The sequence below is a fragment of the Actinoallomurus bryophytorum genome, from assembly GCF_006716425.1.
Classification (GTDB): domain Bacteria; phylum Actinomycetota; class Actinomycetes; order Streptosporangiales; family Streptosporangiaceae; genus Actinoallomurus; species Actinoallomurus bryophytorum.
On record NZ_VFOZ01000001.1, the window covers coordinates 4,519,107 to 4,532,673 of the forward strand.

16 protein-coding genes and 1 pseudogene are annotated in these 13,567 nt (G+C 70.2%); 7 read left to right on the top strand and 10 right to left on the bottom strand.

Annotated elements, in window-relative coordinates; translation table 11 throughout:
* Positions 1–93: 93 nt before the first annotated feature.
* The 5 genes from FB559_RS21385 to FB559_RS21405 all read left to right on the top strand — a co-directional run bounded on the left by FB559_RS21385 (position 94) and on the right by FB559_RS21405 (position 3,814).
* A complete protein-coding gene (locus FB559_RS21385; protein ID WP_141957285.1) occupies positions 94–843 on the top strand; it encodes an MBL fold metallo-hydrolase in 750 nt (249 codons plus the stop codon).
* Positions 844–898: 55 nt separating this feature from the next.
* Entirely contained in the window at positions 899–1,618 is a 720-nt protein-coding gene (rph, locus tag FB559_RS21390; RefSeq protein ID WP_141957286.1) for a ribonuclease PH, read from the top strand.
* On the top strand, positions 1,615–2,193 hold the full coding sequence (rdgB, locus tag FB559_RS21395; RefSeq protein ID WP_141957287.1) for an RdgB/HAM1 family non-canonical purine NTP pyrophosphatase: 579 nt from the start codon (positions 1,615–1,617) through the stop codon (positions 2,191–2,193). Before rph ends, rdgB begins: the two co-directional genes overlap by 4 nt.
* A 311-nt stretch (positions 2,194–2,504) precedes the next feature.
* Entirely contained in the window at positions 2,505–2,996 is a 492-nt protein-coding gene (locus tag FB559_RS21400) for a TetR/AcrR family transcriptional regulator (RefSeq protein WP_141957288.1), read from the top strand.
* 158 nt (positions 2,997–3,154) lie between these two features.
* The gene (locus FB559_RS21405; RefSeq protein WP_221640112.1) at positions 3,155–3,814 is read left to right on the top strand and encodes an SMI1/KNR4 family protein; all 660 of its coding nucleotides are present in this window, start codon (positions 3,155–3,157) and stop codon (positions 3,812–3,814) included.
* A gap of 127 nt (positions 3,815–3,941) precedes the next feature.
* Here FB559_RS21405 and FB559_RS46765 read toward each other — a convergent pair.
* The 10 genes and pseudogenes from FB559_RS46765 to FB559_RS46770 form a co-directional block, all read right to left on the bottom strand.
* Positions 3,942–4,513: pseudogene (locus FB559_RS46765) on the bottom strand (IS982 family transposase); the annotation flags it as partial.
* Positions 4,422–5,369 (bottom strand): sensor histidine kinase, encoded by a 948-nt coding sequence (locus FB559_RS21415; RefSeq protein WP_246122530.1) that lies wholly within the window; start codon positions 5,367–5,369, stop codon positions 4,422–4,424. The pseudogene FB559_RS46765 and the gene FB559_RS21415, both read right to left, overlap by 92 nt.
* A gap of 2 nt (positions 5,370–5,371) precedes the next feature.
* Positions 5,372–6,253 (bottom strand): MEDS domain-containing protein, encoded by an 882-nt coding sequence (locus FB559_RS21420; protein ID WP_185792328.1) that lies wholly within the window; start codon positions 6,251–6,253, stop codon positions 5,372–5,374.
* A 94-nt stretch (positions 6,254–6,347) separates the two neighbouring features.
* Positions 6,348–6,851, bottom strand: a complete 504-nt coding sequence (locus FB559_RS21425) for a flavin reductase family protein (protein ID WP_141957291.1) — start codon at positions 6,849–6,851, stop codon at positions 6,348–6,350.
* Complete coding sequence (locus tag FB559_RS21430; RefSeq protein ID WP_141957292.1) at positions 6,848–7,378, bottom strand: NADPH-dependent FMN reductase; 531 nt, start codon at positions 7,376–7,378, stop codon at positions 6,848–6,850. Before FB559_RS21430 ends, FB559_RS21425 begins: the two co-directional genes overlap by 4 nt.
* Complete coding sequence (locus FB559_RS21435; RefSeq protein ID WP_141957293.1) at positions 7,375–8,481, bottom strand: LLM class flavin-dependent oxidoreductase; 1,107 nt, start codon at positions 8,479–8,481, stop codon at positions 7,375–7,377. The genes FB559_RS21430 and FB559_RS21435 overlap by 4 nt, the downstream gene beginning before the upstream one ends.
* Entirely contained in the window at positions 8,478–9,476 is a 999-nt protein-coding gene (locus FB559_RS21440) for an ABC transporter substrate-binding protein (protein ID WP_141957294.1), read from the bottom strand. Before FB559_RS21440 ends, FB559_RS21435 begins: the two co-directional genes overlap by 4 nt.
* Positions 9,473–10,234 (bottom strand): ABC transporter ATP-binding protein, encoded by a 762-nt coding sequence (locus FB559_RS21445; RefSeq protein ID WP_141957295.1) that lies wholly within the window; start codon positions 10,232–10,234, stop codon positions 9,473–9,475. Before FB559_RS21445 ends, FB559_RS21440 begins: the two co-directional genes overlap by 4 nt.
* The gene (locus tag FB559_RS21450) at positions 10,207–11,034 is read right to left on the bottom strand and encodes an ABC transporter permease (RefSeq protein ID WP_141957296.1); all 828 of its coding nucleotides are present in this window, start codon (positions 11,032–11,034) and stop codon (positions 10,207–10,209) included. Before FB559_RS21450 ends, FB559_RS21445 begins: the two co-directional genes overlap by 28 nt.
* A gap of 85 nt (positions 11,035–11,119) precedes the next feature.
* Positions 11,120–11,203, bottom strand: a complete 84-nt coding sequence (locus tag FB559_RS46770) for a putative leader peptide (RefSeq protein ID WP_141961837.1) — start codon at positions 11,201–11,203, stop codon at positions 11,120–11,122.
* 78 nt (positions 11,204–11,281) lie between these two features.
* Between FB559_RS46770 and FB559_RS21460 the strand changes: the two genes are divergently transcribed.
* Positions 11,282–12,109: an SDR family NAD(P)-dependent oxidoreductase gene (locus FB559_RS21460; protein ID WP_185792329.1), complete on the top strand. Its 828-nt coding sequence runs from the start codon at positions 11,282–11,284 to the stop codon at positions 12,107–12,109.
* A gap of 191 nt (positions 12,110–12,300) precedes the next feature.
* Positions 12,301–13,551, top strand: coding sequence for a S53 family peptidase (locus FB559_RS21465; RefSeq protein WP_221640114.1), 1,251 nt, complete (start codon positions 12,301–12,303; stop codon positions 13,549–13,551).
* Positions 13,552–13,567: the final 16 nt, after the last annotated feature.

Below are 13,567 nucleotides of genomic sequence, written 5' to 3' on the forward strand. Positions count from 1 at the left end.
GGCCATCGGCGACGGCCGATGAATGCCGTGCCGCATGTCCATTCGGCATGGTTCGGCCTGTCCCGCCCTTGGATGACGTGAGGAGGCCGGCCCGTGCGGATAACGGTGATCGGCTGTTCGGGGAGTTTTCCTGGACCGGACAGCCCGGCGTCCTGCTATCTCGTCCAGTCGGGCGGCTTCTCGCTGCTGCTCGACCTCGGTAGCGGGGCCCTTGGTGCACTGCAACGCCATATCGGCCTCTATGACATCGATGCGATCCTTTTTACTCATTTGCATGCGGATCACTGCCTAGATCTCTGTGGTTATTGGGTCGCACGCCGATACGCCCCAGATGGGCTGAAACCGCGCATTCCGGTATACGGGCCGACCGGTGTCGCCGCGCGGATGGCACGCGCGTACGACCTCGATCCCGAGCCCGGCATGTCGGAAGCGTTCGATTTCCGTACCCTCGCCCCGGGCACCTTCGAACTCGGGCCGTTCACCGTGACGGCCGCGTCCATGGACCATCCCGTCGAGGCGTACGGCTTCCGCGTCGAACAGGGCGGAGTGGCGTTCGCCTACTCCGGGGACACCGGTGCGTGTGACGCTCTGGTCGATCTCGCGGACGGCGTCGACCTGCTACTGGCCGAGGCGTCGTTGCTGGAGCGTCCGGGCCTGCCGGGCGGCCTGCACCTCACCGCACGGCAGGCGGGCGAGCATGCCGCGCGGGCGGACGCGAAACGGCTCGTACTCACCCATCTCGTGCCTTGGAACGACAACGGCCACAGTCTCGCGGAGGCGAAGGCCAGTGGTTACCGGGGCCAGATCGAGCTGGCCTGTCAGGGGGCCGTGTACGACCTGTAGTGACCGTGAGACGGGCCGCCGCGAGCGGCGGTCCGGTCTCGATAGGGTTGGCGGCATGGCACGACCCGATGATCGCCTCGCTGACCAACTTCGCCCCGTCACCATCCGTCGCGGATGGCTCACCCACGCGGAGGGCTCGGTCCTCGTGGAGTTCGGGGGCACGCGCGTCCTGTGCGCCGCCACGGTGCAGAGCTCGGTGCCGCGATGGCGCCGCGACTCCGGCCTCGGCTGGGTCACCGCCGAGTACGCCATGCTGCCGCGGGCGACGACCACCCGGAACGACCGTGAGTCGGTCCGAGGCAAGATCGGTGGCCGTACGCACGAGATCTCGCGGCTCGTCGGCCGGTCCCTGCGGGCCTGCGTCGACTACAAGGCCCTGGGCGAGAACACCATCCTGCTCGACTGCGACGTCCTGGAGGCCGACGGCGGCACGCGTACCGCCGCGATCACCGGCGCGTACGTCGCCCTGGCCGACGCGATCTCCTGGATGCGCGACCGCAAGATGATCAAGACCAGCCCGCTGGTCGGCTCGGTCGCCGCCGTGAGCGTGGGCATCGTGGACGGGGAGCCCCGGCTCGACCTGTGCTACGAGGAGGACGTCGCGGCCGAGACCGACATGAACGTCGTGTGCACCGGCGACGGCCGTTTCGTCGAGGTGCAGGGCACCGCCGAGGGCCAGCCGTTCGACCGTGCCGAGCTCGACGCGCTGCTCGACCTGGCGGCCGGCGGCTGCGCCGACCTCACACGGATCCAGCAGGAGGCCCTGGGCTCGTGAAGATCGTCCTTGCCACCCGTAACCAGGGCAAGATCGTCGAACTCCGCCGGATCCTGGACGATATCGACGTGGTCGGCCTGGAGGAGTTCCCCGACGCTCCGGACGTCCCGGAGACCGAGCTGACCTTCGAGGGCAACGCGCTGCTCAAGGCCCGCGCGATCGCCGCGCACACCGGCCTGCCCGCGGTCGCCGACGACTCCGGCCTGTGCGTCGACGCGCTGGGGGGAATGCCCGGGATCTTCTCGGCCCGCTGGTCGGGCCGGCACGGCGACGACGAGGCCAACCTCGACCTGCTGCTCGGCCAGCTGTCCGACGTCGCGCCGGAGCACCGGGGCGCCCGCTTCGTGTGCGTGGCCGCCATCGCGTGGCCGTCGGGGGAGGAAGACGCGGTCGAGGGCCACCTGACGGGCCACGTCATCGGCGAACGCCGGGGCACCAACGGCTTCGGCTACGACCCGATCTTCGTCCCGGACGACGAGACCCGTACGACGGCGGAGCTGTCGCCGGACGAAAAGGACGCCATCAGCCACCGAGGCAAGGCCTTCCGCGCCCTCGCCGCCCGCCTGCACGCGTGAACCCACCCGCGCGGGTGTGGGCCGGTGTTGGCTCACGTTCGCGCGGAGCCTCGGTGAGTGCGGTACGGGTGCGCCGGAGGTGCCCGGCGGCGCGCTCTGATCACGTCGGCCTTTGGCGGCGGGGTGTACGCGAGGTCGGCGACCGACGCGCGTCAGGCACCGTCGAGGCGCGCCTGGCGCTTGGCCCCAGAGCGCGCCGTCGCCTCATCCTGACCGGCACCCCTGCGCCCACGGTGCGAAGGACTTGGAGAACCTCTTCAGCCTTGTCTGGCCAGGTCAAGGCCGCCGGACACTAATCCGCGCCGTCGCGGGTGGCGATCTCCGACGCCCTGCGCAACGACCGGCTCATCCTCGAGGCGGCGGCACGAGGCCTGGCCGAGGACCCCAAGGCCACGATGCAGCGCATCGCCGACGAGGCGGGCGTGGCGAGGCTCACCGTCTACCGCCGCTACCACGACCGCGAGGCACTACGCCGTGCGATCTTCGAGGCCGCCGCGGCCGAGGCCCAGCAGGTCATCCCCGATCCGCTGGGAGACGACCTGGATCCCGTGGGGCGCACTGCGCACTCTCATCATCGAAAGGGCCGCCATCGCCCAGCGCTATCCGCTGCTGTCCGTCGGAACCGACCTGCAACCCCTGCCGTCGGACGTCCGGCGCCCTTCCACTCCGCCCCAGGCCAGAGCCATGCAACAGGCGGTCCTCGCGGCTCGTACGGCGAGGACGGCGGCAGGGCCGCCTGCGATCCGACCTGCCGCCGGAACTGCTGCCCCAGGCCATCGCCGGCACCCTCCGGATCGCACTGAGGTTCGCCCGGAGCCTCGGCACCGCTCCGGAGCTCATCGGGGCCTAGGTGGCCGACCTCCTCCTGCACGGCTTCGCCCTGGATCCTCCGGACGACCACACGCCTTAGTGGTCTGAGTCGTAAGTCCTTCGGGGGTGGATTCCCCGGTGTCGCGCGCCGATGCGGGTGCCGTGGTGGCCGCTGGTCCAGAATGACGCGTGGAACTTCTCGGAGGAGAGGAACGCTGATGTGACGGACATGTCTGTTGGGGATGCGCCGCGCACCGCTGAGGACTGGCGTGCCTATCTGGTCGAGTACGGCGGGGTGTATGTGCGGACCGCGAACGAGTACGTACGCCCACGCCTGACCGCCGAGCAGATCGAGAGCCACTGGCTGGGTGCCGCGCCCGTGGACGTGCGAACCATCGCGGCCACCGAGCAGCGCCTGGGCATCCGGTTCCCGCCCAGCCTGCGGGCCTTCCTGACCGTCACCGACGGCTGGCAGGGGGTCGGCGGGTGGGTCGATGAGGTCAGTCCTTGCGCCGAGATTGACTGGCTGCGCAACACCGGCATGGGTGAGGACCTGATCGGCGTCTACGCCGAGGTGGAGCAGGAGGACAGCGAGCCCAATGAGCTGCTCGCGCTGTTCCGGCGTGCCTTGGTGATCACCAGCGGTGAGGATTTGTGGCTGCTCGATCCCACCACGATTCACCCGGACGGCGAGTGGAGCGCCTACGAGTTCGCGCCCAAATACGGGGAGGCCGAGGAGTACCCGAGCTTTGCCGAACTGTTCCACGCGAGCAAGGATCGGATGATCAGGCTCGCCGAAAACGAGAACTAAGTGGTCTGAGTAGTTAGTCCTCGTTTTCAGGCCATGGTTGGCAGAGCAGGCTGATCCTCGTGTTCGGGGCCGGGTTCTGTTTGTTCGTGTCGCTCGATCCGGGCTAGACGAGTCTTTCCGAATGTGGTCAGTGATCGTAGGCGGTCAGTGAGCGGGTGATCGCTTGGCCGGTCTGGAAGTTGTGCCAGATCGCGGCGGCCGGTGCCGGCACGCGTTGCGCGACAAGTACGGCGACGCCCTCGACGGTGCGTGCACCGTGTTGTTCCAGGTCGAGCTGGCCTTTGAGGGTGTCGTTCACCGATTCGATGAGCTGGCGGACCTTTTTGAGTATCGGTTCGCCGGCTCGCCTGATCTCGTCCTTGCGGGAGGGCCGCAGGAGCGTGATGCCCGGTGTGGACAGTGACCGTTCGAAGGACTTGGATGTGAGCCCTTGTCGCTGATCAGCAACAGGCCTGGCCGCTCGCGCACCAGGTCGGCATCGACGGTGAGCATCGCGTCCAGCACCTCCCGTTCACCGAGCTTGGGATCGGCCAGTGCCCACAGGATCGGCATCCCGGCCGGGATGCACACCAGATAGAGGCGTAGTCCCCAAAAAGAACGACACGCCCTAACGGGGTGGGACGCGCAGGCGGATGTCGGTGCCGGTCGGGCCGGTGCGGAGTTGGACCAGCGGGCACAGCATGCGGACGCCCCACAGGCCGAAGCCCGCGCGTACCAGGGGGTCCGGAGGCAGGAAGCCCGGCAGGCCCTCCGGCCGCCAGTGGCCGCCGTCCGTCACGTCGACCACCAGGTCGCCGCCGTCGGCCCAGGTGCGGCAGGTGACCGGGGGGAGGCCGTGCCGGATCGCGTTGGTGGCGACCTCGGTGGTGGCGACGAGCAGATCGTGCAGGCGGGCCGACGTGATGCCGTGGTCCTCGGCGTGGCCGCCGACGAAGGCCCGTAGTGCGCACAGGTCGATGCTGTCGACCGGCATCGCGCGTGCGTCCGGCGGGACCGGGGGCAGCGGAGGGCGGTCGACCTCGGCGTAGACCGCGTGAGGATCGCGGTAGGCGTCGTTGACGTGCGGGCCGGCGCCGCCGACCAGCTCGGGGTGGGTGTGCAGCACGCCGTCGAGGACGTCCGGCGCGATCAGGCGCCGGTCGTACATGCACAGCACGGCCGCGTCCACGTCGGCGAACGCCTGGTTGACGATCGACTCGTACCGGGTCCATTCGGCGATCTCGGCGGGCGTGCGGGCCTTCCAGCCGGGCTCGGCCAGCGCGCGGATGCGCGTCGCGGGATGGTCGTCGATGAAGGAGCTGTAGGCGGCGATGGTGCGCGTCGGATGGGAGTACCAGTGGGCGGCGTCGCGGAACTCCAGGGCGTCGGCGCGAGCGCCCAGCGCGTGGCGGAGCCTGACCTCGGTGGCGGCCGGGATGACGGCGAGTACGGCCTCGCCGGCCTCGAGCCCCTCGACCAGGAACGGTATCGCCGCCGCGAGATAGGACTCGTCGCCGGAGTGGAGCATGGCCCGGTGGACGAGCCTGGTGTGGGGGGAGTCGCTGTGGGGGGACATCGTCACGACGCCTCACCGTTGCCGATCTTCAGCCAGGGGAGCATCGGCCCTCCGACGAGCTGTACGACCTCGGTGAGGTCGGGTGAGGGATCGTCGAGTATCAGGCTGCCGTGCGCGGCCATGCGCATCGCCGCGCCGGCCATCATGCTCAGCGCGCCCAGGTCGATGAACCTCAGGTCACGGACATTGAGGTGAATGTCGCCGCCCAGCGCCGTCACGGCATGCAGGGCCTCGGCGAACACGGTGTGCCGCGCGCCGTCCAGCTCGCCCTTGAGATGCAGGCCGCGTGGCGAGAACGTGCGGGTTATGGTCAGGACTCCATCGTCGAAGTCTGGATCGGCGCCCACGAGAACCTCGTGTGTCTCCTTGAGTGCGGTGAGCTCGTCGCGTGTGCAGGAGCGCCGGTCGATCTGGCATATCGCCATCGCCGTGGTGCTGGGTGCGATGGCCGCGTCTAACCCGGCCTCGCAGTCCAGCACTCGGTCTCGGCCGCTCCGCTGCCGGATCGCCCAGGTCATGTCCGCCGTCACACGGACTCCGCGGAACCGGTCCCGTTCGGCACGGGCCAGCACGTCTTCCAGAGAGGCGACCATCCGCGCGGGATCGAAGACCCCGGCGGTCAGGCATGCCTCCGCGCGCGGAAGGATCGCGAGCTGCCCCGTGCGCAGGTAGGTCTCGGGATTGAGCTCGCGGGTGGTCCGCAGGCCCGGCAGATCCCGCGGATCGGCATCGGTGATGTAGATGACCTTGTCCGCGGTCATCAGCCCGTCGCGGAGGAAGGTGCCCACGACGTGCTCCTGCTCCTCACGACTGGAGTAGGAGAACCACGCATGGTCTCCGGGCAGCATCTTGCCGACGGATCGTTCGGCGAACCAGCTCTCCATAGGCTCCACCCCGCGCGGCGATCGGCAGGCACATACAGCATAAGGCCATGAACTCAGCGTGACGATGCCTTCACCCATACCGATTTCGTCAGGCTCAGTCGGGATGCGGGTCGAACCCGCCGTACCGGCCCTGATGGTATAGGAGCGGCCCACCGGACGTACCCAGCTCAGTACCAATCACGATTCCGACCACGAGCCAATGATCACCCAACGCGATGGTGTCGTAGGGCTCGCACAGCAGGTGAACGGTGATTCCGCCGAGGATCGGCACCCCGTACGGGCCCGTTCGCCAACGGGTGGGCGACCCGAAACGATCGATGCCGCGCACGGCGAAACGCGACGCGGTCGCCGCCTGGTCGCCGGCGAGCACGTTGACGCCGAAGACCGGCGCCTGCCGCAGGTCCGGCCAGGTCGTGGACGCGCGGTCGACGCAGAACGACACGAGCGGGGGGTCCAGGCTGACCGAGGTCAGCGACGTCGCGGTCAGTCCCACCGGGCCCGGCCCGGTGATCACGGCCACGCCGGAGGCGTGCCGGCCCAGTGCGAGCCGGAACCGGTTCGCGTCCACGATCGGCTTCTGCGTCACTCGGGTGTTCATCGACCGCCTGCCGTTTCCGGTAGTCGTACGGCCGCCGCCCACTCGGCCAGGATCTCCTCGATCCGCCCCAGCTCGGACTCGACCACGGCGAGCCCCGGCGTGGGCACGGTCGCGCCGAGCTCGACGAGGAGCGGGCGCAGGTGCACCTCGACCGCGAGCGCGTGCCGGGGCGAGCCCATCACGAGCAGCGGCAGCGCAGTGACGCCGCCGAGCGAGGGCACCCGGTCGAGGAACGCCTTCAGCAGACCCGTGTAGGTGCCCTTGTACGTCGGGCTCGCGACCACCAGGAGGTCGGCCGACGTGACGCGTTCGACGGCGTCCTCCAGCGCCACCGAGGCGTGCGGGCCGAGCAGTACGGGAGCCAGCGCGGTCAGGTCGATGATCTCGGGCGTGATGCCGGGCGCGAGCGCCTGTGCGGCCTGGGCGGCGACCGCGTGCGTACGTGAGGCCGGGCGCGGGTTGCCCACGAGGACGACGACGCGCGTGCCGTGGCGGGTGGTGGTGCCGGCCTTCGACGGGGCGCTCACGCGGCGTCCTCGCGCAGGCCGAGGCGGTTCAGCTCGGGCAGCACGCCCTCGCCGAACCAGTACGCCTCCTCCAGGTGCGGGTACCCCGACAGGACGAACTCCTCGATGCCGAGCGAGGCGTACTCCGCGATGCGCTCGGCAACCTGGCCATGGCTGCCGACGAGCGCGGTACCCGCGCCTCCGCGTACGAGGCCCACTCCGGCCCAGAGATTGGGGTAGATCTCTAGGTCATGGGCGGACCCGCCGGTGCGGAAGTCCTCGTGCAGGGCCCGCATCCGCTTCTGGCCCACCGACTCGCTGCGGGCCAGGCCCTCCTGGGCGGCGGCGATCTCGGCCGGGTCCAGGTCGTCGAGCAGGCGGTCCGCCGCGACCCAGGCCTCCTTGGCCGTGTCGCGGGTCACGACGTGCAGCCGGATGCCGAACCGCAGCCGCCGTCCCTGCTCCTCGGCCAGCCCGCGGATCCACTCGATCTTCTGCTTGACCTGCTGGGGCGGCTCGCCCCAGGTCAGGTAGACGTTCACGTGCCTGGCCGCCACCGGGCCCGCCGCGGGAGAGGAGCCGCCGAAGTACAGCTCGGGGATCGGGTCCGGCGCCGCCGAGACGGTCGCGCCCTCGACCTGGTAGTGGTCACCCTTGAAGTCGTACGGCTCCCCACTCCAGGCGCCGCGCACGATGGACAGGAACTCATCGGTACGCGCGTAGCGCTCGTCGTGGGACAGATGGTCCCCGAAGCGCGCCTGCTCGGTGCGCTCGCCGCCGGTGACGATGTTGAGCAGCAGCCGGCCGCGCGAGAGCCGCTGGTACGTCGCGGCCATCTGCGCGGCCAGCGTCGGGGACAGCGCGCCGGGACGGAAGGCGACGAGGAACTTCAGGCGCTCGGTCTCGCGGGTCAGCGCGGCCGTGGTCAGCCAGGCGTCCTCGCACTGTGTGCCGGTGGGGGTGAGGACGCCCTCGAAGCCGAGTTGTTCGGCCGACCGCGCGATCTGCGCCAGGTACTCGATGTCCGGCGGGCGCTGCACCCCGCGCCGGGCGGCCCCGTGACCGCCGCCGACGAGGTTGCGGCCGTCACCGCTCGTGGGCAGGAACCAGTGGAACTTCGTCATGACGAGCCTCCGGGAACGGTGTCGTTGAAGCGCCGGTCGACGAAGTCGCCGATCTTCAGGCGGCCGGGGATGAGCTTGGCGTCGGAGAACGCGTCGGCGAGCTGCTGCTCACCGGTGATGACGGTGTCGTCGAGCTGGACCGGCTTGGTGACGCGCCGGTGCGCGGCGACCTGGGCGACGGGAAGCGGCAGCCCGATCTGCGCGGACCACGTCTTGGCCCACTGGTCCTGGTGGGTCGCGGCCCAGACCGTGGCGCGGTCCAGCCGGGTCAGGTAGTCGCGGATCGCCGCGACCTTCGCCTTGTCCTTCAACGCCTTGGCCGCGGCGACGTTGAACTGGTAGTTGGTGCCGAAGCCGTTGCCGTAGACCAGGGTGCGGGCGCCGGTCTGCGCCTGGGCCTGCGCGGTGTAGGGATCCCAGATGGACCAGGCGTCCACCCGGCCGGAGCTGAAGGCCGACAGCGCGTCCGCGGGCTGGAGGTACTGCGGCTGGATGTCGCCGAAGGTGAGCCCGGCCTTCTTCAGCACGCCCAACAGGAGCGCGTGCGCCGAGCTCCCCTTCGCCAGCGCGATCTTCTTGCCCTTGAGGTCCTGGATCGAATGGATCGCGGAGGTCTTGGGGACGAGGATGGCCTGCGCCGCGAGGTTCTGGTCGCCCGCCGCGACGATCTTGATCTTCGATCCGGCGGCGGCGGCGAAGATCGGCGGGGTGTTGCCGACCGCGCCGATGTCGATCGCGCCCGCGTTGGCCGCCTCGAGCAGCGGCGGCCCGGAGGTGAACTGCGACCAGGTGACCTTGTACTTCACGCCGCTGAGCTCGCCGGCGGCCTGGAGCAGGGCCTGTGACCCGGCCTTCTGGTCGCCGACGTGCAGCGTCACCTTCGTCAGGTCGACCGAGCCGTCCTTGCGGATCGCCGCGGCGTCACCGCTGCCCGACCCGCCGCACCCCGCGAGGGCGACAAGGGCTCCGAGCACGGGGAGGAGCAGCCTTTTCATGAGTTTCCTTCCTCGACGCCGAGCTGCCGTAGCAGCTCGCCGCGCAGGGCGATCAGATCGGCCGGCCGCCGTGGCCGTTCGGCCTCGACGCGCGACTCGTACGCGATGCGGCCCTCGCCGAGGACGAGGACACGGTCGGCCAGGAGCAGGGCCTCGTCCACGTCGTGGGTGACCAGGAGCACGCTGAGCCGCCCGCCGTCGTCGGCGTGGCGGGTCCACAGGTCGAGGACGAGCCGGTGCATGGTGATCCGGGTCAGCGCGTCCAAGGCGCTGAACGGCTCGTCGAGCAAAAGCAGCCCCGGCTCGCGTACGAGGGCGCGTGCCAGGGAGGCGCGCTGGGCCTCGCCGCCGGACAGCGTGAGCGGCCAGGCTCCGGCGAGCGGGGTGAGGCCGACCTCCTCCAGTGCGGCGCGCGCCTTGTCCTTCGAGGCCCTGCCGTCCAGCCCCAGGGCGATGTTGTCGATCACGCGTTTCCAGGGCAGCAGGCGCGGCTCCTGGAAGGCCACCGAGACCGTGCCGCGTACGGTCAGGTCCCCGGTGGTGCCCCGGTCGAGGCCGGCGAGCGCGCGCAGCAGAGTGGACTTGCCCGAGCCGCTGCGGCCGAGCAGCGCCACGAACTCTCCCCGCTCGATGTCGAGGTCGAGACCGTCGAGGATGCTCCGGCCGTCGAAGGCGCGGCTCAGGCCACGCGTGCTCGCGACCGTGGTGGCGACACCGGCCACCGGCGCGGTCACGCGGGTTGGAAGGCTCGTCGCCATGCCAGTGCCCTTCTCTCGATGAGACGTACGAGGGCGTCGGTGAGCAGCCCGAGCGCGCTGTAGACGATCAGGCCGACCACGATCACGTCGGTGCGCATGAACTCACGGGCGTCGTTGATCATCCAGCCGAGTCCGGAGTCGGCGTTGACCTGCTCGGCGACGATGAGCGCGAGCCAGGCGACCCCGAGGCTCTGCCGCAGCCCGACCAGTGTCTGGGGGAGCGCGCCCGGCAGGATCACGTGCCGGATGAGCGCGGTAGGGCCGAGCCGCAGCGTCCGGCCGGCCTCGACGAGCCTGCCGTCCACGCCCCGGATACCGGCGAACGTGTTGAGGTAGAGCGGGAACGCGACCCCGAGGGCGACCAGGGCCACCTTGGGCGTCTCGCCGATCCCGAACCAGAGGATGAACAGCGGGATCAGCCCGTAGAACGGGAGCGCGCGCAGCATCTGCATGGGCGGGTCGATGGCGTTCTCACCGAGTCGGCTGAGCCCGGCGGCGAGCGCGAGGACGATCGCCGCCACGGCACCGATCGCGAAACCCTCGACGACGCGCTGCAGTGAGACGGCGATCGCGTCCGGGAGCGTCCCGGCTCTGGTCAGGTCTACCGCCGTACGAGCGATCTTCACCGGCGCGGCGATGAGCCGTTCGGGCAGCAGTCCGGTGGAGCTGGCGGCCTGCCAGAGGAGGAGAAGGACGAGCGGGCTGATGAGCCGGAGCAAGCCGGCCGTTCGGGGAACGCGGATCCGGCTCGGGCGAGCGGTCCGCCGGGCCGGCCCCAGATCGAGGGCAGGTGAGGACATGGAGAAAGGACCCTTTGAGCGTGAGTTTCGATGTGCGAGGTGGCCGGTCGCTCCGGAGGAGCCGATGGCTTTGGCTGCGGGGGACTCAGGCGGTCGGCGCACAGAGTGCGCTGGCCTGCCGTCGGAGGTCGACGTGCAGGCGCATCACGAGGAACTGACCTGTACTCACGCGCTCATGTTCCGCAACAAATCCAACAAAGTCAACCGGTTAAATAGGGAATATCGCTTTCTCGGTACGATCGAGGGCGTGACAGTCGTGGCGGTCGTTACCGGAGCGGCGAGCGGGATCGGGCGGGCGACCGCGCTGGCCCTGGGCGCGCGCGGCCTGACCGTGATCTGCGCCGACCTCGACGCGGAGCGGGCCGGCGAGGCGGGCATACCGTACGCCGTCGACGTGGGCGACGCCGCCGCGATGGAACACTTCGCGGCCTGGGTGCGCGACGAGCACGGAGCGCCGGCCATCCTGGTCAACAACGCCGGCATCGCCGTCGGCGGATCGTTCTTCGACCACTCGATCGCGGACTGGCGGCAGATCGTCGACGTCAACCTCATGGGCGTCGTGCACGGATGCCTGTTCTTCGGCCCGCAGATGGCCGGCCGCGGACGCGGGCACATCGTCAACGTCGCCTCGGCCGCGGCGTACACGCCCAGCCGGATGCTGCCGGCGTACGGGGCCACCAAGGCCGGCGTGCTCATGCTCAGCGAGAGCCTGCGCGCGGAGCTCTCCGGTACGGGCGTCGGCGTGAGCGTCGTCTGCCCGGGCTTCATCGCCACCGGCATCTACCGCGCGACGCGTTACGCGGGAGCGGACGCGGCGGAGGAGACGAAACGCCGTGAGCTGACCGAACGCCTCGCGGCCCGCCTGGCCCCCGGCCCGGAGGCCGCGGCGAAGGCCATCATCCACGCCATCGAACGCGACCGCCCGCTGGTGCCGGTGACCGCCGGGGCCTGGGGCGCGTACGCGATGTCGCGGATCTCCCCGGCTGTCATGCGTCGGCTGGCCCGCCTGGGCGGCGAGGACCCGTTCCTCCTCGCCGAGCGCCTCACCGGCCTGTTCACCCGCGGCTCCCGCTGACCACCGCCGCCCGCCCGCTGTGTTCGGGGGGCTCTGTTACCGGTTCCGGCCAGATGGTTGACCGCCTGGCTGTATGAGTTAGTTTCGCGTTGCGTGTGTTGTCAGGGTGATTTATGGCGATGTGACCGTGCCGCGACGACGCGTGTTCGCCGCGTTCGGGATAAAGATCCAGTTCGCCCCAGGAGGCCGGATTGAACCCCCGCCAAAGATCCGCGATCGTCCTTGCCGCTCTCCTCACAATGGTCTTCTCCCTGGCGTCCGCCCCCTCCGCCGGCGCCGCGGTCGGTGCGGCACCGCTCAGCGTCGGGTTCGGGTGCGCCTCGGCGACGAGCGCGGGGCGGTTGCACTGCTTCGGCCGGATCCGCGCGCACCGCGCGAGCAACGGAAAGATCGCCCCGCTCACCGTCACCAGCCCCACCGGCCTGCTGCCGGCCGACCTCCAGTCGGCGTACAAGCTGTCCGGCCTGCACGGCGACGGCCGTACGGTCGCGATCGTCGACGCGCAGGACAACCCCAGGGCAGAGTCCGACCTGGCCGTCTACCGCTCCCAGTTCGGGTTGCCGCCGTGTACGACCGCGAACGGCTGTTTCAAGAAGGTCAACCAGAACGGCCAGGCGTCGCCGCTTCCCGCGCCGGACTACGGCTGGGCCGAGGAGATCAGTCTCGACCTGGACATGGTCTCGGCGATCTGCCCTGACTGCCACATCCTGCTCGTCGAGGCGAACACCCCCGACACCGAGCCGCTCGGCACGGCCGTGGACACCGCCGCCGCCACGAGCGGCGTCGTGGCGATCTCGAACAGCTACGGAGGCGCGGAGGACTCGACCATCCTCGCCGCGGACGCTCACTTCGACCACGCCGGTGTCGAGGTGACGGCCAGCTCCGGCGACTCCGGCTACGGCGTCAGCTGGCCGGCCTCCTCCCAGTACGTCACGGCGGTGGGCGGTACGACGCTGAAGAAGGCGTCCAACACCCGCGGCTGGACCGAGACCGCCTGGTCAGGGGCGGGCTCGGGCTGCTCGGCGTACGAGCCGAAGCCGTCGTGGCAGCACGACACCGGCTGCGCCAAGCGGACGGTCGCGGACGTCTCGGCGGTCGCCGATCCGGCCACCGGTGTCGCCGTGTACGACACCTACAACAACTGCGGGACCAGCTCGTTCTGTGACCTGCTGATCTCACTCGGCCTCGTCCAGGGCCTGGACGGCTGGGCCGCCGTCGGCGGCACGAGCGCGTCCTCGCCGATCGTCGCGAGCGTGTACGCGCTGGCGGGCAACACCGGCAGCACGACGTACGGCTCCTACCCGTACGCCCACACGTCCTCGCTCTTCGACGTCACGTCCGGCTCGAACGGCAGCTGCGGCGGCACGTACCTGTGCACGGCCGGGACCGGTTACGACGGCCCCACCGGACTGGGCACACCCAACGGGACCGGCGGCTTCTGAGGGAACGGTCAGACGA

Bases quoted from the DNA above. Each gene is read 5' to 3' on its own strand.
- rph (WP_141957286.1), top strand. From the start codon at position 899: ATGGCACGACCCGATGATCGCCTCGCTGACCAACTTCGCCCCGTCACC.
- FB559_RS21405 (WP_221640112.1), top strand. From the start codon at position 3,155: ATGCGGGTGCCGTGGTGGCCGCTGGTCCAGAATGACGCGTGGAACTTC.
- FB559_RS21415 (WP_246122530.1), bottom strand. From the start codon at position 5,369: ATGTCCCCCCACAGCGACTCCCCCCACACCAGGCTCGTCCACCGGGCC.
- FB559_RS21420 (WP_185792328.1), bottom strand. From the start codon at position 6,253: ATGGAGAGCTGGTTCGCCGAACGATCCGTCGGCAAGATGCTGCCCGGA.
- FB559_RS21425 (WP_141957291.1), bottom strand. From the start codon at position 6,851: ATGAACACCCGAGTGACGCAGAAGCCGATCGTGGACGCGAACCGGTTC.
- FB559_RS21435 (WP_141957293.1), bottom strand. From the start codon at position 8,481: ATGACGAAGTTCCACTGGTTCCTGCCCACGAGCGGTGACGGCCGCAAC.
- FB559_RS21440 (WP_141957294.1), bottom strand. From the start codon at position 9,476: ATGAAAAGGCTGCTCCTCCCCGTGCTCGGAGCCCTTGTCGCCCTCGCG.
- FB559_RS21445 (WP_141957295.1), bottom strand. From the start codon at position 10,234: ATGGCGACGAGCCTTCCAACCCGCGTGACCGCGCCGGTGGCCGGTGTC.
- FB559_RS21450 (WP_141957296.1), bottom strand. From the start codon at position 11,034: ATGTCCTCACCTGCCCTCGATCTGGGGCCGGCCCGGCGGACCGCTCGC.